18 protein-coding genes and 2 pseudogenes are annotated in these 23625 nt (G+C 39.1%); 4 read left to right on the top strand and 16 right to left on the bottom strand.

Annotated elements, in window-relative coordinates; genetic code table 11:
• Positions 1-14 precede the first annotated feature (14 nt).
• The 6 genes from J4861_RS00695 to J4861_RS00670 form a co-directional block, all read right to left on the bottom strand.
• Complete coding sequence (locus J4861_RS00695) at positions 15-2528, bottom strand: TraG family conjugative transposon ATPase (protein ID WP_211816289.1); 2514 nt, start codon at positions 2526-2528, stop codon at positions 15-17.
• Entirely contained in the window at positions 2525-2860 is a 336-nt protein-coding gene (locus J4861_RS00690; protein ID WP_211816288.1) for a DUF4133 domain-containing protein, read from the bottom strand. Before J4861_RS00690 ends, J4861_RS00695 begins: the two co-directional genes overlap by 4 nt.
• A gap of 4 nt (positions 2861-2864) precedes the next feature.
• A complete protein-coding gene (locus J4861_RS00685) occupies positions 2865-3164 on the bottom strand; it encodes a DUF4134 domain-containing protein (protein ID WP_211816287.1) in 300 nt (99 codons plus the stop codon).
• Between the two features lie 154 nt (positions 3165-3318).
• Positions 3319-4077 carry a hypothetical protein gene (locus J4861_RS00680; protein WP_211816286.1) on the bottom strand — a complete coding sequence of 253 codons (759 nt, stop codon included), beginning with the start codon at positions 4075-4077 and terminating at the stop codon, positions 3319-3321.
• A complete protein-coding gene (locus J4861_RS00675; protein WP_211810667.1) occupies positions 4074-4604 on the bottom strand; it encodes a DUF3408 domain-containing protein in 531 nt (176 codons plus the stop codon). The genes J4861_RS00680 and J4861_RS00675 overlap by 4 nt, the downstream gene beginning before the upstream one ends.
• On the bottom strand, positions 4601-5398 hold the full coding sequence (locus J4861_RS00670; protein WP_211816285.1) for a ParA family protein: 798 nt from the start codon (positions 5396-5398) through the stop codon (positions 4601-4603). Before J4861_RS00670 ends, J4861_RS00675 begins: the two co-directional genes overlap by 4 nt.
• A gap of 557 nt (positions 5399-5955) precedes the next feature.
• Between J4861_RS00670 and J4861_RS00665 the strand changes: the two genes are divergently transcribed.
• The 3 genes from J4861_RS00665 to mobC all read left to right on the top strand — a co-directional run bounded on the left by J4861_RS00665 (position 5956) and on the right by mobC (position 9720).
• Positions 5956-6369, top strand: coding sequence for a plasmid mobilization protein (locus J4861_RS00665; protein WP_211816284.1), 414 nt, complete (start codon positions 5956-5958; stop codon positions 6367-6369).
• Positions 6366-7646, top strand: a complete 1281-nt coding sequence (mobB, locus tag J4861_RS00660; RefSeq protein WP_211816282.1) for a conjugal transfer protein MobB — start codon at positions 6366-6368, stop codon at positions 7644-7646. Before J4861_RS00665 ends, mobB begins: the two co-directional genes overlap by 4 nt.
• A gap of 67 nt (positions 7647-7713) precedes the next feature.
• Positions 7714-9720 (top strand): conjugal transfer protein MobC, encoded by a 2007-nt coding sequence (gene mobC / locus J4861_RS00655; protein WP_211816280.1) that lies wholly within the window; start codon positions 7714-7716, stop codon positions 9718-9720.
• 24 nt (positions 9721-9744) lie between these two features.
• Here the strand turns inward: mobC and J4861_RS00650 are convergent, their stop codons facing one another.
• Genes J4861_RS00650 through J4861_RS00635 form a run of 4 tightly spaced genes read right to left on the bottom strand, consistent with a single transcriptional unit; the run spans position 9745 to position 14882 of the window.
• Positions 9745-10860: a M12 family metallopeptidase gene (locus J4861_RS00650; protein ID WP_211816279.1), complete on the bottom strand. Its 1116-nt coding sequence runs from the start codon at positions 10858-10860 to the stop codon at positions 9745-9747.
• A gap of 22 nt (positions 10861-10882) precedes the next feature.
• Positions 10883-11209 (bottom strand): hypothetical protein, encoded by a 327-nt coding sequence (locus tag J4861_RS00645; RefSeq protein ID WP_021670464.1) that lies wholly within the window; start codon positions 11207-11209, stop codon positions 10883-10885.
• A gap of 17 nt (positions 11210-11226) precedes the next feature.
• Positions 11227-11862, bottom strand: coding sequence for a hypothetical protein (locus tag J4861_RS00640; protein ID WP_211816278.1), 636 nt, complete (start codon positions 11860-11862; stop codon positions 11227-11229).
• 11 nt (positions 11863-11873) lie between these two features.
• Positions 11874-14882, bottom strand: a complete 3009-nt coding sequence (locus J4861_RS00635; protein ID WP_211816277.1) for an esterase/lipase family protein — start codon at positions 14880-14882, stop codon at positions 11874-11876.
• 485 nt (positions 14883-15367) lie between these two features.
• On the opposite strand from J4861_RS00635, the pseudogene J4861_RS00630 reads away from it, so the two are divergent.
• Positions 15368-15659: pseudogene (locus tag J4861_RS00630) on the top strand (conjugal transfer protein TraG); the annotation flags it as partial.
• Between the two features lie 93 nt (positions 15660-15752).
• On the opposite strand, the pseudogene J4861_RS00625 reads toward J4861_RS00630, so the two are convergent.
• The 6 genes and pseudogenes from J4861_RS00625 to J4861_RS00600 all read right to left on the bottom strand — a co-directional run.
• Positions 15753-16063, bottom strand: a pseudogene (locus J4861_RS00625) (transposase); the annotation flags it as partial.
• Between the two features lie 668 nt (positions 16064-16731).
• Positions 16732-17211 carry an HlyD family secretion protein gene (locus J4861_RS00620; RefSeq protein ID WP_211816276.1) on the bottom strand — a complete coding sequence of 160 codons (480 nt, stop codon included), beginning with the start codon at positions 17209-17211 and terminating at the stop codon, positions 16732-16734.
• A gap of 17 nt (positions 17212-17228) precedes the next feature.
• Positions 17229-19424, bottom strand: a complete 2196-nt coding sequence (locus J4861_RS00615) for a peptidase domain-containing ABC transporter (RefSeq protein ID WP_211816275.1) — start codon at positions 19422-19424, stop codon at positions 17229-17231.
• Between the two features lie 9 nt (positions 19425-19433).
• Complete coding sequence (locus J4861_RS00610) at positions 19434-20945, bottom strand: DUF6734 family protein (protein WP_211816274.1); 1512 nt, start codon at positions 20943-20945, stop codon at positions 19434-19436.
• Positions 20942-22234: a DUF6734 family protein gene (locus J4861_RS00605; protein ID WP_211816272.1), complete on the bottom strand. Its 1293-nt coding sequence runs from the start codon at positions 22232-22234 to the stop codon at positions 20942-20944. Before J4861_RS00605 ends, J4861_RS00610 begins: the two co-directional genes overlap by 4 nt.
• The gene (locus J4861_RS00600; RefSeq protein ID WP_009012735.1) at positions 22234-23592 is read right to left on the bottom strand and encodes a radical SAM/SPASM domain-containing protein; all 1359 of its coding nucleotides are present in this window, start codon (positions 23590-23592) and stop codon (positions 22234-22236) included. The genes J4861_RS00605 and J4861_RS00600 overlap by 1 nt, the downstream gene beginning before the upstream one ends.
• Positions 23593-23625: the final 33 nt, after the last annotated feature.

Here is a 23625-nt window from a genome sequence, read left to right as displayed (position 1 = left end):
TTGATGGTTTGTACTTATTTCTTTTTATTGTTTCTTTTCTCTATGGCAAGCTGACGGATAGCCGTTTCGATATCTCCACCGAGCTGTGCTGCCCTGTTCATCACCTCCACCTTCTCGGTTTCCTCCGTGGTGTAGGTAAGGTATTCCTCCATACTTACCTCCGTAGCATAGACAGCACTCTGCATACCGCCCAAGCCTATCCACACTTCCTTGTAGAGTCGGTTCGGGTCGTTGTTCTGATTGATAGAGAGGATCTGGCTCTTTTCCTTTTCCGAAAGACCGAGCATCGCCTGTATGCCATCGAACTTGGTCATATATTTGCGCTGGTCGAGCAGTATCTTGCAGTCGGAGTTGTTGATGATGCTCTCCTTGACAATCGGAGACTGGATGATATCGTCCACCTCCTGCGTTACAACAATGGCTTCCCCGAAATACTTTCTCACCGTCTTATATAAATACTTGATGTAGTCTGCCATGTTTGCCGAAGCGATGGCTTTCCATGCTTCCTCAATGAGTATCATCTTGCGGATACCTTTTAATCGGCGCATTTTGTTGATAAAAGCCTCCATGATGATAATCGTTACCACAGGAAAGAGGTCCTTGTTATCCTTTACTTGGTCGATTTCAAAGACGATGAAGCGTTTAGAGAGCAGGTCGATGTTCTTGCCCGAGTTCAGCAGGAAATCATAACGACCGCCACGATAGTATTGCTTTAATGTTGTTAAGAGGTTGTTAATATTGAAGTCCGAGAGTGTTACCTTGATGTCACGCTTTTCCATATCCTTGCGGTACACGTCCCGCAGATACTCATAGAAGGTATTGAAACAGGGTGTAACGCTATGGTCAGCACATATAAGCTCGATATAGGAGTTTACAGCAGAACCAAGTTCGCCTGCCTCGGTCTTAGTAATATGCTCATCAGCACTCTTCCAAAGTGTAAGTAATAACGTGCAGATACTCTCCCTTTTCTCTACATCGAAGAAGTAATCATCCGTATAAAAGGGGTTGAAAGATATCGGACTTTCATTGGTATAGGTGAAATACACACCATCCTTGCCCTTAGTCTTGCGGTGGATAAGTTCACACAAGCCTTGATATGAGTTACCCGTATCGACCAAGAGGACGTGCGCCCCCTGCTCGTAATACTGACGAACCATGTGGTTGGTGAAAAAAGACTTACCACTACCCGAAGGACCCAAGATGAACTTGTTACGGTTGGTGATGACTCCCTTTTTCATTGGTAAGTCCGAGATGTCCAGATGAACAGGTTTTCCCGAAAGGCGGTCTGCCATCTTGATACCAAAGGGAGAGAGCGAATCCTTATAGTTCGTCTCTGCTGTAAAGAAGCAGAGGGCAGGCTCGATGAAAGTATAGAACGACTCTTCTGCTGGGAAGTCTGCGGCATTGCCGGGAATACCTGCCCAGTAGAGCGTTGCCGCATCAATGGTATTGTGGCGTGGGTGGCATTCCATAAGAGCAAGTGCAGAGCCCACGTCATTCTTGATCTGGCGAAGTTCTTCCTTATCGCTGCTCCATGCCAGTACGTTGAAGTGGGCACGGATAGAGGTCAGCCCCTGTGAGTGGGCGATGTTGAGATACTCCTGTATCCATTCCTCGTTGATTTGGTTGCTACGGCTGTAGCGTGCCAGCGAGTGCATATTCCTTGCCTGCTTCTCGAAGCGTTCAAGATTGGCGTCGCTATCCTCTATGAAGAGGTACTGGTTATAGATATGGTTACAGGGTAGCATTAGTCCTACAGGTGAGGCAAAGGAAAGGCGGCAGTCGCTTCGGTCGGTCGATAATCGCTCATATCGGCTGTCTGTGCTGACCGTTGTCGGCAGGTCATCCGTATCGGAAAGCGTATGCAGGCACAGCTGATTGTCGCCTACACGTACAAGGTCTGCGCTCAGACGGATGTCCTCCAATGAAGCATGTCCTTCTTCAGAAAGGGAGAAGTAACGGTCAAGCAGACCGCCCTTTTCATTTGTGCCAACTAACTCGTCTTCAGTCATGCGGATAATCCTTATCTGTTCGGTATCGTTGATGATACGCTCAAACTGGTCTACTGCTTCCATGAACTTCATCACCTCATCCTTGTTGGTGATTTCCTTGGGCAACAGGTGTCCACGGCAGAGCGAAGAAAAATTGCTCTGTTGTGCCATACGCTGCTTATTCGTCTTGGTCAGGAAGAGATAGACTGAGTGGTGGAGATACGGACGTTCGTTGAAGTGCCGTTCAGATGCACGGGCAAGGAAACTCAGTCCGCCATCAGCGAGCTTTCCTTGATAGTCTTCCTTAATGAACCAGTCCTGCTTGTGTACGATGCTGTAATTGGGTAACACCTTGATTGCCTTATGCCAGGCAGAGTGCATTGCCTCATATTCTGTAGAGGTAACGGTGAAGAGTTCGGGCAGTTCCACACGGAAAGCTACCGTGATATCTGCATCCTTGCTCACCATACACCCCTGCTCGATGGAGAGCAGCGGGAACTTTGACTCCAAAGTTGTTATCTTGCTTTTGTTTCTCATTTCTTCGCTATCTTTGGTTGAAGGTTACGGATAAGGTGGCAGACCGTACGGCGGTTCACAAGGTAGCGTGGGTGCATACGCACTGCTCCCTTTTTCATCAGCCCGTATTGCCCGTACTTTCTATTCATGGTGAACGTTTGCCATACCACAAGGCTGGCACCCACTACACCTATGACAAGACAGGCTATCTGACTGATGCCGCAGAGATAGAGAATGACCACAAGAATAAAAACTGCCAGCAGTCCTCCTGCAAAGAGGAAGAGGTACTGTGCCTTCAAGCCCTTGAACTCTACCGTCCGGCCTACACCCTTGTTGATTTCAAATGCTGCCATCGCCTTACAGGAAGAAACTTCTCAAGATAGTAGCAGCCACGATGAGGAAGATACATGCACCGAACCAAGAGGCTGCGGTCTTGCTCGTATCGGGGTCACCACTTGAGAACTTGTTGTACACTTTAATGCCTCCAATCAACCCCACTACCGCCCCTACGGCATAAATGAGTTTCGTGCCGGAATCGAAGTAGGAGGTTACCATTTTTGTAGCTTCATTGATACCGGCAATGCCGTTGCCTTGTGCGTATGCTCCTATGGCGGTAGCTGTCAGGAGTAGCATTGTGATTTTCTTTTTGTTGTTCATTGTTCTTTTTATTTTATGTTGTTAAATGAATTATGTTCTTTTGGATAGAGGTGGTAAGGGGTGGCTCGGTTTTATTGTATGACTGATATAGTTTGATTGTTTTACTTTTGAGCCACCCCTCGAACACTGTACAATATGAACAAAAACAATAGTTTTACAGATAGTATGAAAGTGGACGCTCGGCTTCTTCCGATGCATCGCTATTCTCTTGTGCAGAATCAGACTCGGGAGATATTGTTTCTTCGTTCGTCATTTCTGCTTTACGGATGGCAGTAAGTAGCTTTTGATGGTCTTTCTCCTGCTTGAGCGTTGTCTCTTTGATATAGTCCATTAGCTGTGTGCCCTGTATGCTTTGCAGTGTATCCTGCACTTCGGTTTCGTTTTCCTCATCAAGTGTATCGTCATTTCTGTGCCAGCCGTTTACACGGGACAAGTCCCTTGTAAGAATGGCGGATGGTGAGACTTCGGGTAAAGAATCGTCTGCAATCTGCAGTTCCTCACGGATGATAGTGTCTTCGTCCGATTCGTCCATCGTATAGTCAACCTGCATTTCATTGTCCTCATCTGTACCTTCCACTTCTTTTGTTTCTTCGGATACAGATGAGTTTTTCTCTGCAAAAGTATCAGGTTTTTCATCAGGATTTTCAGAGGAGGAAACAGCGGGAACTTCGGAGATAGACGGGGAAACGAAAGGTTTACTCCTGCCCACCAAAACGTGACGTGCATTGTCAATCTGCTCTTGGGAAACGGATGTCTTGAGACTTGTGCCGTGCTCGTTTCCTTTCTGTTTCGGTGTATTCTTCCCTGATTGGGCTGCCAAATCTTGAAATAACCTCCAAAAGTATGCGATGCCGAGAGCTATCCACGCTATACCCAGCAGAAGCAATGCGCCTAACAATAAATTGATTATCATAAGTCTATGGTTTTATCGCGCCTGCGCTGTGAGGCGGTATGGTTCAACAAATCCTGATATGTTTTCAAATGATCGAGAAGGATATTCTCAATATACCCCGTGATGGAAGCCTCCGATCTGATGTCGTTCAGCACATCACGCAGTATCTGGAGTATCTCAGTATGGATACTGAAGCCCGACTTGTTGCGCCCGTTGCGGACACCCGTCAGAAATCGCTGTTCGTATTCAGGAAAGTCCATTGCTGGGGAAGAATCCTTCGTTCTGGTATTTCTCTTTCTTTTCGAGAGCTGCGCTGTTTTGGCATTGTTGCCATTAAACGAAGTTTCTTCCGGTATTTCCTCCTGTTCGTCAATTTTAGAAAGAGAGGCACTTACATCTTCTTCCACAGAGTCAGAATCATCATCCAAATCTATGGGGTCGTCAAAGTCTGGTGTGTTCTCCTCTGTGCGCTTCTTGACACCAATATCTGCCATCTCCTCCAATTTCGCTTGAAGCAGCTTTTCACGTTGCTCTTTCAGTGATTTCATACGCCGTTCTCAGTTTTCAGGTTGAGTTTCTCCATGACCTCCATTACCCACTCATCCACTCCAGTCTGAGGACGGAGAGCAGGTGCAGGGGGCAGGTAGGAGCAGCGGAATACACCTTTGACACCCCCTTGTGCTAATTCCCTGCTGAATCGGACGGAGTTGTAGATACGGGTATCGAAAATCGGCAGTCCCTGTTCCTCAGCATTCTGACTAAACAGGTCGATGACCGTGGTACTGGCACTGCGGTTGATTTTGTTCCAAAGCAGGAAGAAGTCCTGAATGCGTGAGCCTTCGAAACCGATGCCCAAGTCCCTGATTGTCTTGGCGTATGCAAAACTCGATGCCAGCGACTGTGGGTCGGCTTCTATAGGTGAGATGATATAGTCCATCGTAATGGACAAATCCATCATGGCACTGGTAAGGGCATGACCAGGAAAGTCAAAGATAATCAGTTGCGGTTCCGTCTTCATTTTACGAAGGTATTTCATGACATCGGAAACGGCTCTTTCCGGCTTGCTTCTGACGATATGGTATGATTTCTTGCCGTAGCGCGACAGGCGTTCATGAAGCTCTTTGCTCATTTCGGGCGAGGACTCGATAAGGTCTCTGTCGCGTTCGCGGAGTTTGTAGAACGATTCCTGCGTACCGTCACAGTCCACGACGGCAAGGGAGATGTTCTTTTCGTAATATAGTATGGAAGCCAGAACTTCGGCAAGGCTGCTTTTGCCAACTCCGCCTTTCTGTGAGGCGAAGCCCAGATAGATGGGATTGTTTTTTTTCTTTTCCATATTCATAGTTGGTTGTTACTTATGTTATAAGTTGATTTATGTCTTGACTGACAAGTCATGTCATATTTGTTGTTGAAACCATATTTTTGACTCGACCTAAAAGTCTGGTTTTGACCCAGCTCAATTTTGACTCAGCTCAAAAACATAAAACCATCCGCAGTTCAAACCTTTCTTGATTGAGATTTTTGAAGTTGAAATCATTATTTTGGACTCTTTATCCATACAGGTTTCAAGCTGTCTTTCAACTGAATCTGCTTGCAAAATAACAAGGTTTTATCCTAAGTTTCAACTACCTGTGAAGTACAGGGAAATACAAGGAAAAAGAGTGAATATCATTGATAATGAGATATTTGAAAACTCGCCGTAACTTTGCAGGCGAGAATAATACATGGAGGTAATATCCCGAAGCAGACACCCCAAAAGGGTGGATACTTCAATTGTATCAACTCTTGATATTAGCAAGGTGTGTCTTTGTAACACAAACCGCTGTTTGTACCACAAAGACCCTTGCCCCGAAGGGGGAATGAATTACTCCAAAGTCGTAATTAGAAGATAAAACGGATATGAATAAGGAAACGGAACATGGTTCAGAACGGAAACAAGCAGAAAAGCCCCGTTGGGACAACTGGCATGTACGGTTGCCCAACCCCAAAGACCAGCAAAGGGCGATAGATTTGTTTCAGCGTTCGGGCGCAGAAACCAAGTCGGATTTCGTACGCGCTCGCATTCTTGGAGAGAGTTTCAAGGTGATTACGGTGGATAAATCTGCCGTAGAATATTACCGAAAACTCTCGGAACTGACGGCACAAATTCATAAGATCGGCGTGCTGTATAACCAAACTGTGCGTGCCATCAACAGCTATCACAGCGTAAAAACTGCACAGATACTGCTTGAAAAGTTGGAGAAATTGTCTGCTCAAATCATAGTCTTGCAGGAACAGGCTAACAGTCTTACCATAGACTACCGTAAGAAATGATTGCCAAAATATCTGCCACAGAAAACCTTGGAGGAGCACTCGGCTACAACTTCAAAAAGGTGGAGAAAGGGGAAGCAAGCATTCTCCTTGCCCAAGGCTTGTATCAAAACAAAGAGGGAACTTATACGATGGCAGAGGTGTTTGCCGATATGCAAGCACTTATCCCAGAGAAATGCCGAACGAAGAAGACGGTGTTCCATTGCTCCCTCAATCCTCACCCAGACGAGAAATTCTCCAATGAAACACTTATGCAGATTGCCAAGGAGTATATGGAAGCACTCGGCTACGGAAAACAACCCTACATCGTGTTCAAGCACAACGACATCGCCCGTGAGCATATACACATCGTATCGCTTCGGGTGGATAGTGAAGGAAAGAAAATCAACGATAAATTTGAAAAGCGAAGGAGCAAGCAGATTACTGATACCTTGGAAAGGAAGTACAATCTTATTCCGAGTTCAAAGGTCAGCAATAAGGAGGAAGTAGAAACGCCCAAGGTGGACATAAGTAAAGAAAATATTAAGGAGCAGGTGGCAAGTGCCCTTCGCATGGTGCTGAAACATTATAAGTTCTGTTCATTAGGAGAGCTGAATGCCATTCTTTCCCGATACCATCTTGCAGTAGAAGAAGTGAAGACGGAGTTTCGGGGAAAGAAGTATGACGGACTGGTTTATGTTCCAACTGATGATAAGGGCGACAAGGTAGGCACACCCATCCACGCCTCGGACATCGGTCGTGGTGTGGGCTATACTGCCGTACAGAACAGGATGCAGAAGTCGAAACAAAACGTCAAACCACTGATACCAACCGTCAGGAACAAAGTGTTAAAAACTATGCGTACCTCTCCCAATACGGAGAAAGAACTTCGGCAAAGATTGGAGGAACAAGGCTTGCGTGTGGTAATCCGAAAGAACGAAAGCGGTCGTATCTATGGCATTACCTTTATTGATGATAAAGCGGGCATTGCGCTCAATGGTTCTCGATTGGGTAAGGGATATGCCGCCAATGTATTCAACACCTATTTCTCTAATCCAACGCATAACCCATTCTTGGACAAGACGCTGTATGGCAGTCCTTCTGTCTGTTTGGAACAATCGGCAACCGTTCAATCTTCGCAGCAAAATACGGAGGAAAGCGATAACCTTATTGATGAACTCTTTGAAGATATGGCAGATGGTTCTTTCCTACCTACGGGCAACGATGATTGGAAGGAGGCGGCGTGGCAGCGTAAGCTCCGAAAACTAAGTAAGGTAAATATTAGACGAAGAAAACGTTAAATAAATGAGCATTTCCAACTCCCCTCCCTTCGGAGGGGGTTGGGGGAGGCTACAAAAACATAGCATTATGGCACAAGAAGATGATTTAAGAGCATTGGGTAAAGTTATGGACTTTATGCGGGGCATATCGGTGATATTCCTCCTTATCAACTGTTATTGGTTCTGCTACGAAGCGTTTCACGAGTGGCACTTCACGCTCGGTATCATCAACAAGATACTAATAAACTTCCAACGTACCACAGGCTTGTTCTCGTCCATCCTCTGGACGAAACTCTTTTGTGTGGTATTTCTCGCTTTGTCCTGCCTTGGAACAAAGGGCGTGAAAGAGGAGAAAATCACTTGGTCGAAGATTTGGATGGTACTTTTCTCTGGCTTTGTCTTTTTCTTTCTCAATTGGTGGCTGCTGGCACTGCCCATCGGCAAGGTTGGGGCAGCTACTCTATATATCTTCATACTGTCCGTGGGTTATATCTGCCTGCTGATGGCAGGTGTATGGATGAGCCGACTGCTGAAAAACAACCTGATGGACGATGTGTTCAATACGGAGAATGAGAGCTTCATGCAGGAAACCCGACTGATGGAGAATGAGTATTCTGTCAATCTGCCTACACGTTTTTACTATAAGAAGAAGTGGAATAATGGCTGGATTAACGTAGTCAATCCCTTCCGCGCCTCGATGGTACTCGGCACACCGGGGTCGGGTAAGTCTTACGCTATCGTGAACAATTACATCAAGCAGCAGATAGAGAAAGGCTTTGCCATGTACATCTACGACTATAAGTTTCCCGACCTTTCAGAGATAGCTTACAATCACCTGCTTCATAATTTAGATGCCTACAAGGTAAAACCACAGTTCTATGTAATCAACTTTGACGATCCGAGGAAATCGCATCGGTGCAATCCTATCAATCCTGCCTTTATGACGGATATATCGGACGCTTACGAAAGTGCCTACACCATCATGCTCAACTTGAACCGTTCGTGGATACAAAAGCAGGGAGATTTCTTTGTAGAGTCACCGATTATCTTGCTGGCTGCCATCATTTGGTTTCTGAAAATCTATGAGGACGGGAAGTATTGCACGTTTCCCCATGCCATCGAATTTCTTAACCGTCCCTACGCACAGATATTTCCTATACTCACTTCCTACGATGAACTTGCCAACTACCTTTCTCCTTTTATGGACGCATGGGAGGGTGGAGCGCAGGATCAGTTGCAGGGACAGATTGCCAGTGCCAAGATACCGCTTTCGCGTATGATTTCACCAGCTCTTTATTGGGTGATGACAGGCGATGATTTCTCGCTTGATATCAATAACCCTAATGAGCCGAAAGTCCTTGTTGTGGGTAACAACCCCGATCGTCAGAATATCTATTCTGCAGCACTTGGTCTATACAACAGCCGTATCGTGAAGCTCATCAACAAGAAGAAGCAACTCAAATCATCGGTGATTATCGATGAGTTGCCGACTATCTACTTTCGTGGGCTTGACAACCTCATAGCTACTGCACGAAGCAATAAGGTTGCCGTATGTTTGGGCTTTCAGGACTTCTCACAACTTACCCGTGATTATGGGGACAAGGAGAGTAAGGTGATACAGAATACTGTGGGCAATGTGTTTTCCGGGCAGGTAGTTGGGGAAACAGCCAAGACTCTCTCAGAACGTTTCGGAAAGGTGCTTCAGCAACGGCAGTCTATGACCATCAACCGCAATGACAAATCCACATCTATCTCCACACAGATGGATAGCCTTATCCCTGCATCGAAAATCAGCAACCTCACGCAGGGGATGTTTGTGGGTGCTGTGTCCGACAACTTTGATGAGCGAATTGAGCAGAAGATTTTCCATGCTGAGATTGTGGTGGATAGTGCCAAAGTCTCTGCTGAAATGAAAGTTTATCAGTCTATACCCACTATCGCAGACTTCATAAACGAAGATGGCTCCGACAATCTCAAAGAGACTATCGAAGCCAACTATAAATGTGTCAAACAAGATGTTCTAACTCTTGTAGATACGGAGATTGAACGTATCAAGAATAATCCACAACTAAGTGTTTTATTAAAAGGAATATAGTTCTGTTGGTTACAGAATTATATATTACCAAGGAATTCTTCGTGGAGATCTACCTTTAGCAGAAGGTTCACCAAATAAGCCGCGTTGTTGGTTGAGTTGATGTTGTATTCTTAATCTTTCTTCGTCTGTTAATTTTCTGCCATCAATATAGACGATACTATCAAGTTCTGTATAGTTGTCTTTTCGAGCTATATATGGTAAGTAGTGCTGATTTAAAAAGTACTTATCTAAATCGGATAAGGTCAGATTCTTCAGAATTTCTCCTCCACTTATTAATTTAATAGTAGGATTACCATTCTTGCTATATGCCTTAGAAGATGCTATAGTAATAGAATTCTTATCGAAAGAGCCATTCATTATATAGTTTCTGCCACACTTCTCAAAATATGCTTGATAGCCATCTTTGATATTATCTCGGTAGATTGTGACATACTTATCTCTATCAGGGCGTTGTTGTTCATTGAACATGCCTGCAGCATTACAGAAAGCATGTAACAAGAATGCGACTAATTGCTTATAGCCAGCTGCCCCTAACTTATATTTGTCATCATTAAATGTCTGAGGAATACTAATAAACTGCTCCCCACCAACAAGACCAAAACTACCCGTTCCTTCATACTTACTGAGGTCGTATCCTATTGAAACATTAGGTAGTTTTATACCATATCTAGCAAGCACTTCTGGCTCGCCTTCCGAATTATAAAACCTTACATTTGTATTTTTTTCAATTTCATTTACAGCTTCATTGATTGCTCTTCTTATGTGCGGTGCCAAAACCTCACCTCCTACAACTTTTGCTTTTCTAAGTCTAATCATTGTCCAATATTGTGCAGGATATGACCCCCAAATGCCAACGGCTCGCGTTTCGGTTTGAGGAAAAGAATATATGCCATATCTCGTAGGTATATCTTTGTCTATTGTTGCATTAAAAGCATGTCTTTGCTGATTCTGCAAGAATGCTTCTCCTGTTTTCTGGATATTAATCTTTTGTTGTTCTGATAGTTTTGCAACAAACTCTGGAGACGATTGAGATATAGAAATATCTTCGACTGTACCTTCAACAGTCTCATCATTTGAACATGAATACGATGAGCAGATAGCAATAATTACTATCAACCCCAAAAATACTTTTCTTTTCATAATACAATAATTTGATTGGTTTTTATTTGTGTAATACTTTTATTTGATTGAGAGTTTTTACATAATTTTCTACAGAAAGATATTCGTTTAGCGTGAAGCCCATCTTATATGCATCTTCTTTTGATAAGGCTAGGATGTATTTACTACTGCCTTTATCAAACCAAACAAGTCTTGTAAGCATAGCTATATGATCAGTTTGCTCCATATATATGTTTTCTTTATTGCTCCTTGGCTTATTTTCTTTCTGATATTCAGTCATATTATTGTCTATATCCTCTATAACGTTATCATTGCAAGAGGTTGCAAAAATGACATATATCATTATGAGTATTATATTTATTTTTTTCATTTAGGATAAATTTAAAATTATTTTTGTTCTATATCTTCAGGGCCTCCAGCATGTGCAGTAAAATCTCCTTCAAGATTACATCTTTCACCTGTAGGCCAAATGCCTGAAAGTTTTAGATATCCATGAGCGAACCCTTTTTTATCATAATTATTGAGTACACAGGTACCTGAAAGAGAGGTGACTACCGCCGTTCTTATATGTCCAGTTACTGTTCTTAAAATGCAAACTCCTCCGCTACCAAATGTAGGGAGATGTCGCCTGTCCTCCCATATCTTTTTGTAAAAATCCAAACGTTTATTCTTATAGAGTAAAGTGTCTTCAGTAGAAACTATAGTATAAGGCTCTTTTAACTTTAGTTTCTTCAACGGTGAATCAAAGACGATATCAAGAGAATATGCATGATTCGAACGATTGTCTGGTTGTTTTCGGAGATATAGGTCCAATTCTGTCAGTTGTTCCTCACATCCCAATATTGATAAAAAGACAGGATTGTATGAGCTACGCAGCCAGTTCCAAGAATCATAATTCTTATATACTTCTCCATTCAGCGTTATCGTTGCAAAGGTATCATATCCTTCCACTTCTTTCATACAACTTGAAAGAAGGAAAATATTGCATAACAATATTAAAGAGACTTTTAAAAACTTTATCATAATTCTATTCTTTATTTGTTAATATCACTTTTGTAGATAACTCTAATAGGGATATACTGTAAAGACTTATTTTCATAATTTAGAAGTACAATTGTATAAATATACTGTTGTCCTTCTTCTGAATGCGCCTTCATATACTCTATAGCATCTTCTGCAAACATATCCTTCAAAAGAATACTTCCCTCGTTAATAGTAACTTCTTTATATTTACCAATAGGATCAACTGACAACGCAGTTATGGCATCCCAAGAACTATCATCAAATGCTTTGCTAATATTTTTCTTGCGAGAGAAATATATGCTGGCATAGTCAAAATCATATTTATTTTTTATTCCATCATATAAATTACCACTCCTGTCTATGTAGAAAGTAGAATTTTCAATATCATAAATATTCAGAGAACTGATTTCCATATTTTGCATAGATACTCGTTCGCCTTGACTATTCAAAACTTCAAGAAAACAAACACAGTATTCGTTATCTGAAGTTTGTCTAAAAAGAATTTCAGGTTTAGTGTTTTCTATCCATTCTATTGGGCTATTGCCATACTTAATACCCCATTTGAATTTGAAAGCGTCATTTATAAGATCCTGTGAGTTTTTAAATTCATTATCAAGACATTCAGCTTTAAGCAAATAGCCTCCTGGACTGTAAGAACCCTTAAGTATGTATCTTGGATTACCTACGACTATTGGCATACTATATTTAATTCCATTATTAGATGCCTCTACAAAGCAAATTCCTTTCCCCTTTGCGGTAAGTATTCCACTTGAATTAATAGTCGCAATCTTTGAATTATCTGTGCTCCAACTTGTCACCCCTATAGCGTTCGTCAAGAAATATTGGGCATTGGTATAAGCATTTATAGGTCCAACGATTAGAGTAGAGAACCTTGATAATATCCACTTATTTACTTGCTTTTCTTTTAAAAAAGAAGAGTGTTCTTGACTTTCATTATTAACAAAATAGTTTTTGCCAAAAGCACTGGCCATACTTTGCGGTTCAGCTTTATAAAGCTCAGGGTTATGAGTTAATCCTGACCCTATAGCCAAGGCACTAGAGGTTGGAACAAAAGGGATAGCTTTAGGCTTAACAAAAATATCTCTTTGCAATAGAATATCAGGAACATTCAACTTATCTCCAAGATTACCATCTAGATTACCTGTGAATCCCCTTACATCGTATTTTGAACTGGGATAAGTATCATAGAGCGGTATGTTGGGATAGTATCTATCAAAGCTAAAGTTAGTGTGACTAATAGTGAGTCCTATCCAAAGAAATTTTTTCTTAATTTTTATTCTAAAATAAGTAACTTCATCTCCAACTTTTTTAGCAGGAGAGATTTTTATGTCGGCATCTACCTTTGTTTTACCAGGTATCATGCTAACTAGTGCTGCGGTTATATCATTCAATGAAAGTCCATAAATAAATGGATTTAATGGTGTTAGAATGTCGAGTGAGCCTATTCCTGCATTGGCATCGGCTGATAAATAATGATCAGGAATAATCGGTTCCTTATATGAACCATTAGCTATAGCAAACATGTTTAGTCCATGCCCATTATCACCTTTAGGGAATCCTAATTTAGAGAGTTCCTTTTGCCATAATATATATTCCCGATTATCCAAATTTCCCTCTGGGTTTACATAATCAACCAATAATTGGGCTGTAGCACTTGAATATGCCAATGAATTTCCCAATTGTATTAACTCATCCACATTAAATTTATTACCACTAAATGTTTTTATTACAGATTTAAGAAATTTTTTATCTGCGCACCAGTCGCGAATAGCTTTATAACCATATAGGACTCCCAAAGGAACATAAGCACCTAAATGTGGAGCATCATAACTTATATAAGTCTGAGTTTGGTGCTTGATATTCCTATCCTCCATTGTTTTAAGAGCATATCTTATGATAAGCCCTCCCATACTATGCCCGATTATTGTGTTTTTTTCTTTGCTATTAGATATAGCTTTCTGCTCATTTATCCAGTTAATAACAGATATCAATGTATATGCATTTGCCTGAATATATTCTCCAGAGCTCTTCCAATCTACATATACAAGATCATAGCCAAAACCTTCTCTTAACATTTCTAAGAAAGAATTTGGAGCAACGACATTATTGTAATGCGTAAAGCCTTTAGGCTTGTTAGGTAATCTAGGATCAAAGCCTTCTACAATAATAAAAGGTTTCACAATAGTTGTATGATCACCTGATAAACAATATGTAACTTCTGCTTTTGTAGATATACCACGATAATCATCTCCGTCTATAACTATTGTATCTGAAAGGGGATTGGAGAGAAAGCTGTATTCAGAAGATCTTGTTAATCCATCAGGCTTACGTTCTAATTTTGTTATAAACATGTGGGATAATAATGATTGTCCATTATCCAATGTTGCCTTTATTATTATTTCATTTCTTCCTTGTTGTAAATTCGCTTTTACCTTTTTATTCCCTCCAATTTCCTGAAAGCCATTTCCAATATTTATTTCAAGTTTACTTAAATGTATGTTAGTCAAAAGGTTACTTTGGGGCAAACTTATGACAACAGAAGATTCAGTTGTGTTTTCTACGAGTGAACTACAAGCAAACAGGTAACCTTGCTTATATGGATCTTTATTTGTAGTATATACTTGATCGTTTTTGTAGGTTATTAATCCATCTTTTAATGCATTTTCCTTAATTTGAGAATATTTGTACAATGCAAGACTTAATGATATAGAGTTATTCTCATAATAAGATTTTTTTTGACGGAAAAAAACATCTATGTCTTTACTTACTACACCTATTAAATCTGCAGACTTAATTGTTGACAACAAATAGCCAAATCTTACATAATCAGCAGCGTTATGTTCTGTTAAGGGCACTATTCCCGTAAATATATCAAGATCTTCATACTCTTCTGCATAATCTCTTAATAGTCCTGTTGGCACTTTATTTTTGTCAATGTGCGCAAACATTTTATCTAAGACTTTCCTTAAGCTCTCATCTTTACCTCTTTGTTGTGCCATTGTCGGCATACAAAGAAATAGAAATACGGAAAGAATTGCCGTTACTTTTAAAGTATGTATGTTCATATCTAATTAAGGTAAGTTAGGGCCTACTCGTAAGCTTTTCGGCTTCCGCTCCTTTTTACAGTATGGTCTGATAGATAATTATACTAAAATGACATTTTCCTTTTCTTGTCGCAAATATACAAATAGATATTGTTTATAACAAGAAAATAGTTATTTTATTTTCAAAAATTTGTATTTCCTTAGTATTTTCACTATATTTGCTATATTATTAACTATATATAACTCGTTGGCGGAATTAAATTAAAGGATAAATTAATATGCAAGAAAAGTTGCATATAAAAGAGGTTTTGTAACTTAGTAATAAGCAACACGCTAAGTTTAATAATCCGTATGCACAACTTATATGCGGATTTCGCAAAAATACTTAATATATGCAATTCTTTTCAAAAGACTTGGTAAATTCGGCCTTAATTCCGCCAACGGGTCAGGGTATGTTTGAAGGTGTAGTATCCGATAATTTCGATGAACGTATTGACCAAAAGATTTTCCATGCCGATATTGTCGTGGATATTGCTAAAGTTTCCGCTGAAATGAAAGTTTATCAGTCTATATCCACAATCGCAGACTTCAAAACAAAGATGGCTCCGATAATCTCAAAGAAACTATTGAAGCCAATTATCGTAAGGAGAAAAAGAAATATTGTCGCTTGTGAATGCAGAGGTCAAGCGCATCAAGGCTGATTCTGCATTGGCACATCTAATTAAAGAATAGTTTTTTACTATCTATTTTTTATTGAGATATCTATTATAGACCCTTTATTCACTGTAAAAGGTTTGTCTATTGTTACGTGAATTCGGGATAAGTTTAGCATGATAAAAGTTCCAACTGCCTTGATTTCCCACATACACTGGCAGTGCCTCTGGCTTGTTCTCAGAGAAGCAGTATGCTGTAAGGGCAGAACACAAGTTCATGATAAAGTTGTGTATCGAGCGGTGTCTTGAGTGAACAAGGTTGGCTTTGTTCTTGAGTAGTTCGTTAATGCACTCGATAATGTTTCTTTTCCTCAGCATGATTTTGTCCCACATAGCCATCAGTTTATTCTTCATCTTAGCCTTGAGCCCATGAACGAGTTGGATACATTGACCGAATAGGCTCTCAAAGAGTTCCTGCTTGATGCATCACCCCTTTGACCCAATTCAAATAATACTCCTTGAAATTGCGATATGCGCCGAAATGATAGCATACCAAAATGGTCATAATCTCACTTTCCGAGAGCCTGCCCTTGCGGTTTCGGTAGCGTTTGCAATACATGCTCTTTTGGCTTCTAAAAGACACCTAATTGCAAGCCAAAAGATGCTCTTTTGGAGTGGTACTAACACCCTTTTGAAGTCCAACTAAGCACCTTTTCTTACACAACTTTATAACTAATTGATTTTCTGTTAGTTGTAAACTTACTTTTTATACGTGTTTTTATCTTTATTTATAGATGTTTTAATCTGAATTATGTAATGATTTTTCAGACCCTTATCTACATTTTGAAGTGTTAAAATGAAAAAGGGTGCGGTGTTGGAGGGTGATAATAGAATAGACATTGACAGTCTTGACTGTATTTTTGTTTAATGAATAAACTCGGTTTTTCCGTTAAAGCTATGCGAAAAGCATCCACTCATTTAACGGAAGAACCTAAAATATCTGGAGTAATGTTTGCATTGGCAGTATTGTTTATCATTGCTATTCTTCCCACTTTTAATCATTTCCGTTGAACTGCAATATGGACATAAAAATTTAACACTCAATCTGGACATTCCTCTCTTTCACTGTTTTATTACGATTAAAAAGGAAATCATATGATATTTGTTATTCTCTTGACAATCCTTTGAAGTACGCTTTCATTACTTTCAAGTATAGATACCGTGCCTGTCATCCCGCTTACAAGATTATACTTGTAATCCGTTATCCTTACCTGTGCCGTGAATACACTACCAGCTTCCGTTTGTAAGGGTATATGCGATGTGGCTGTTATTACAGCATTTGCAACTCCGTATGTTTCTGCATCGTAACCCTCAAACTCAATGTTTGCCGTCATTCCTCTTGCTATCGTATTCACATATTTATATGGAATGGTTATTGCGCCTTGATAGGCATTTGTCATCTGCACCTTTGCACTGATGGTTTCGGGATAAGGTATAAAATATGCGCCTATCAGTAGTCCCAACATCACAATGGTGATAATCGTGATACCATAACGGACAATCCTTGATGGTATCTCGCCAATGATATGCCTTACTTTCTCGCTACGGAGTTCTATCTTGTTGTCTGACATAATATTCCTTTCTGCTGTTAGTTGCCCAATTCCAATTGATTCTTTACAAGGTTATAGTATGCACCCTGCTTTGCCGTGAGTGCTTCGTGGTTGCCAATTTCTACCACCTTGCCTTTATCCAATACCACTATTTGATCAGCATTCTTCACCGTACTTAATCGGTGAGCCACGATAACCACGGTCTTGCCTTTGTAGAACTCATCCAGATGCTCCACAATCATGCGCTCGTTATTGGCATCGAGCGAGTTGGTGGCTTCATCAAGGAAAATATAATCGGGGTTCTTGTACACGGCTCTTGCTATCAAGATACGCTGTTTCTGTCCTTGGCTCAAACCAACGCCATCGCGACCAATCTTAGTGTTGTATTTTAAGGGAAGTCCCATTACATAGTTATGAATACAAGCTATTTCGGCTGCCCTTTGCAACCGCTCCTTGTCAATCTCTCCATCATCAACGGCAATGTTGCGTGCAATGGATTCAGAGAAGATGACACCGTCTTGCATCACCACACCACATTGTCTGCGCCACCATTTCTTATTGAGTGTGTTCACATCTGTTCCGCCAATGGTGATTTGTCCTTCCAATACAGGATAATAGCCTAACATCAGTTTGATGAGGGTGGTCTTACCGCTTCCCGATGCGCCCACAATGGCAGTTACCTTACCTTTGGGGATAGTGAGGCTCACATCATCAATGATGATCTTCAGTGCGTGTGGGTCGTATTTGAAGTTTACGTTTTCAAGGTCTATGCCCTTATCCTCTTCTTTCACAGAGGTTTCCAATCCTTGCTTTCCGTTCTCATCGTCCATACGGTGGATTTCGTTGATACGTTCAAGGCTTATCTTTACATCTTGTACGGAGTAGAAGAAACTCATCAACTGTTCCACGGGCGAGTTAAGTTGTCCTATGATGTACTGCACGGCAAGCATCATACCCAGCGTGAGTTGTCCATGAATGACGGCTGTTGCTGCCACTACCGTGATGACAATGTTCTTTAGTTCGTTGATGAAGATGCTGCCAGCCTCCTGTGTCTGCTGGAGTTTCAGCGATTTCATCTGCACTCCAAAGAGGTCTGCCTGCACGTCTTCCCATTCCCAGCGTCTGCGCTGCTCGCAGTCTTGGAGCTTTATTTCCTGCATGGAGGTGATAAACTCGTAGGTTTTATTGTTGTTGATAGCTTGTTGCTCAAAGAGTTCGTAGTCGAGTACCTTTCTGCGCCTGAGGAAGAGTGCAAGCCAACCGCCATAAAGCAGACTGCCAAGCATGAAGATGGCAAAGACGAGCCAATTATAGAATAGCAGTACGATGCTGAACACCACAAAGGTGAAGAGTGAGAATACGATACTGAGCGTCTGTTGCGTCAGAAACGTGTTCACCCTACTGTGGTCGCCCATGCGTTGCATGAGGTCACCCATCAATTTTGTATCGAAGAACGACATTGGCAGCTTCAAAAGTTTGATGAAAAAGTCGCTTACCAATGAGATGTTTATGCGCAGCGAAATATGCAACAGCAGCCAACGGCGAATAAAGTCGATGGCAGTACGGCTCACGGTAAGCATCAGTTGCCCTAAGAGTATCAGCCATATAAAACCGATGTTCTGGTTTTTAATGCCCACATCCACGATTGACTGCGTGAGGAAAGGGAGGATAAGCTGCAGAAGGCAACCTACAAATAAGCCCAGTACGATCTGCCCAAAGTATTTTTTGTACTTTTTGATGTAACCAAAGAGGAACTTAAACAGGTGTTCCTCCCTCCTGTCTATGTCTTTTCGCTTATAGAATTTTTCCGTCGGATATAGGAACACAGCTACTCCTTTCTCCGCTCCGTCCTGCTTTGTACTAATCCAGTGCTCCTTAAACTCCTCAAGCTTATACCTAATGAGTCCTTTTCCTGGGTCAGCAATATAGAATGTCTTGCCTTTCTTCAATTTATACAGCACTACAAAATGGTTCTGATTCCAGTGGAGGATGCAGGGGAGATTCTTATTAACCAGATTACTTACCTCACACCTAGCTCCAACAGTCTTAAATCCAAGTGTCTCTGCAGCCCTAGTAATACTCAATAGAGAGACACCTTCTGTAGTTGCAAAACATAACTGGTTAAGACAATCCATTGAATATTTCTTGCCATAATATTTGCATATCATAGCCAAACATGCAATCCCACATTGCATTGAATCATATTGTTTACAAATAATGAAATTCTTATTCATTTTCAGAGATTATTCATCACACAGCAACACATTGTTCGTAATAAATGAAATAATATACTTCATTATCAACTCTGAGTCACTTCTCACATCATCATCTTTTAGTTCTAATTGTATGTGGTTTATAATTTGAGGGGCAGTTGCTTCGGATACAGTCCACATATATCTAATTATTTCCGCACCAATTCCCCTTAACAAAACATCTTTTACTTTTAAAATTAATGGATCCTTCAAGAAAGCCATGATAGGATTCCTAGATGGAAAATGGTAATTTGGAAAAAGATATTTATAGATATCTTGAGAAAGTTCAATGAATGAAAATTGATTATTTAATTTCAACTTATTTTTCTTTAAAAGATCCTCCTTCCAAAAAAATGTGATGTTTTTATCATTTACACTACAAATTTCTTGATAATTCTTTACTAAGTTTTTTTCTGCATTATACCTCATTAAATCTATACAGAAAATCTTTGATAACAAATTATCTTCCTTATAATTAGATTTAGTAATATAGGAATCTAAACCTTCTTTTGATATAGGAGTATATATCTTTAAATACTTTTTCGTTTCTGAAAATATTAAATCGTTTGTTCTAAGATTGTTTATACACAAATCACAGCATATATCAAAATAGTTAATAATAGTGTGACCTCCTCGATTAATATACGTTTGTATAATATTTTTGTATAAATCTGGAGCTATATTTCTAAGGTATTGAGAAACAAAAATCTGAGCATTAATAGATCGTTTTAAAGAAGCGAGTAAATGCATATACCCGTATTTTGGTTTACATGTAAAATCAATATCAAGCCAATCAAACTTAGTACTAAGCTTATCTCCCCTAGTACAATAGTTTACTGATTTATTTTCCTCCCTCGCCATAGTATAAAAAAACATTTGCTCATAAAAAGAATTTATAAATCCATCTTTCGTTACTTTTAGAACTCTATCATTTTTCTTTATAAAAGAATAAACTTGATTAACATATCTCTTTATAAAATCAATATCATTCCCGCCTAAAATCCCAGCATTAGCGACCCTACAAATTGGAGCAGATAATTCTGCATTCACACATTGAGGAACGACTCCCCCTGCATGTATAAATCTCTCTATGCACTTACGATTATAAAACTGATCATCATATTCAATATTCTGTGCAAATAAATCCGATGACAAAAAATCATCAGATAATTTTTCAAACATAAACCAGTCACAATCGACATGTAAGAATGGTTCTCTCTGCATGCTATATGTATAGACTTTAGGTAAAGCCCATAAATTATATCCTTCATAATTTTCCATAAAATCAGGAATTTCAACAATATTAGTATAAGGAATATGAAGTTCTTCTACCAATATACGGACTTTATGGTTGCAATATAATGTAACCTTTCCAAAATGCTGTTTCAATAAAACGCAACTTAAAGCAATGCTTAGCCAATTAAATTCAGCACTTAAAAAACCTGCGTTATCAAATAAAGGGTCTCCATCTGTATAACTATAAAATGTTTGAATTATATTCATATGCAAATTAATATATTATCAAAGATAGCTTGTTTAATAAAGAATATAAAAGCTTTCTTACTATTCTCAGGGATAGATCTTAAAATATCATCTATATTCCTAGGACTTTTAAAATTCCAGAGAATTGATGAAAGATTTTTAGAATAAAGATAATTGTGGTATATCCCCATATAAGCATCAAAAGCTTTAATATTCAGATATTGACCAATTTTGCTCCCATCTGCATTTTTCTTTTTTAAGACCTCTTTTTGCTTGTTAGACAGTTCTAAAAACTGAATATAAGGAGATAATTGTAATTTTAGATTCAATAAAAAAGATGAATCCTGATTAATTTGATTTAAAAATATTTGTTGTTTTAATTGATCTTGGGTAACTTTCTTGGGCACAGATAACTGTGGGACATCTATTCCATTTTTATAACACTCTTTTAAAATTCGTTCATACGTGTCAGGGAACTCTAAAAGCATATTTCGTGCAACAAAACTATTACATCTCACATGTTTCTTATGTTCCATGATATGTATAAAATCTATAGGGTATTGATTAACTATCCTTTCAGGGACAAAGCCATTCGGCATTACAAAGTCTTTTACAATTTCATGATAAAATGTGGATACAGGTTCATTTCTATATTTTGCCAGAGCATAAAACATCCACTGTTCAAATACAACATTAAAAAGACATTTTTGTTCCGCAGAATACATATTCCTGTGATTAATGGTCATGAACTTTTTAATACATTGTATATACTCTTTAAAGAAATTAATATCACATCCCCCCACTATTCCCAGATTATAAGAGTTAATATAGCTTCCATCTATGCAAACTTTCTGGATATCTAATAATTTAACTTTACTTTCTTTAAGATAATCATATACTAACTTATAAAAGGTGGAATCATGTTCTTGATGTTGAGCTATTAAATCCGACTTATCCCAATATTGAGGAAATGGATTATTTACAAATATATCAGTATCAATATGGATAAAAGGAGCATTCTGTAAAGAATATGTTATTATCTTGGGAAGACAATAATATTTATTACCCTCTAAGATATGACTATTAAAACTATTATATTCATCATATGGCAATTTGAATAAATCCTGAAGTATATGCACAATATCAGAATCACCATAAAAAAACAATGGTGATTTTTGATTATTCTTTTTCAGTGTTAAACAGCTATACGCAATGGACAACCAGTTTGTGACAGAATTTAAATATCTTCCAGAAATATCTAATCCATGCTCATGTATACGATCATCATAGTATGTTTGTAAAATATTCATTACTTTCCTTTCCCCTTATAATTATACAACATCTGAATAAGCATTCTATCTTCAATATTATAGATAAACGATGGACATCTAGGCTCATTCTCAACTAAAGCTAGAGGGCACAATCCACCACAAAGTGGATAGAATTTACAGACACGACATTTTTCAAACTTACCATTCATTAGCATCTCAGGAACATCTTTGAGAATGCTATTATATTTCAAATTTTTCTGATTTCTTAGATTTCCTAATGCGAAAGGTCCTTTGGAATAGGTAGAAGAATATGATGTTTCAGAACAATCAAAGATATTTCCATATGCATCATACATTTCTGAATCTCTTATTGTCCCGAGACACATGTATGGACCTTCTCTTTCTGGCAAAATCTCTGTTTTAAAACCATGGTCCAACATATACAAAAGATATTCAGTTGATTTCTCACCTATCTTTTTCCAAGTATTTTCTACTCCAGCACCATTCTTAGCCCAAGAGACAACATTCGCGACATAAAAAAATATCTTATCTTGAGCGTTATGATCATAAAGGGATTTTAGAAGAGGAATAACACCTTCAATATTTTTCTCATCCACATTACATCTTACAGATATAAAACATTGATCTTTATCGTAATCAGGACTATTTATAATATTAATTAGATTGGAAAAAATTCTATCAAAAGACCCACTATGATTAATTGTAAAACGATGGATATCGTGAAATTCTTTACTGCCATCTAAAGTTATTTCAATTCGCTTACAATTAAATTCATTTTTCAATGAAATGTATTTGTGCAAAGTTAGGGCATATCCATTTGTAGTTATATGACTTATATAACGAATATCTTCACTTGAAGTCAGATCTTTTATATTGCGGTTTATATGGCGCATTTCTGTCCATGCGGTCAATGGCTCTCCACCAAACCAACCTATCTCCAATAATTTATATGTATGCGTTTTCAATTTCATCCTAATTCTGTTAAGAACTAGATGGATGTTGTCAGCTGAGATTTTAGCCTTTTTGTGCTCTTGCCCACAATAATCACATGCTAATTGACAAGAAGCTGATGGCTGAATAGATAAATAAAGATTTTCTTTTCTAAAATTTGCCTGCCTTCTTAATTTCTCATGATTTTCTTTATTAATTTCCGCAAATTCATCTTCATTCTCTGGTACAAGGACCTTTACATTCCTTAATAAGTAGAGAGTATCGTCGGATATTATATCTAACCTATTATGTTTAATTGCATCAAATGACTTACAGGATAATCTAATATTTTTACCAGATCTTCCAGAGAAAATAAGATAAACATCATTGCGAGGAGCAGACATAAATGCATATTTCGAAAGTTTAAGCTTGGTTAGATTCTTCATAATAAAATATTTTAATTTATTTGAGGGTACTGA

The organism is Prevotella melaninogenica, assembly GCF_018127925.1.
Taxonomy (GTDB): domain Bacteria; phylum Bacteroidota; class Bacteroidia; order Bacteroidales; family Bacteroidaceae; genus Prevotella; species Prevotella melaninogenica_C.
The sequence above is the reverse complement of the archived record's forward strand: the minus strand, read 5'-3'. Positions and strand labels throughout refer to the sequence as shown.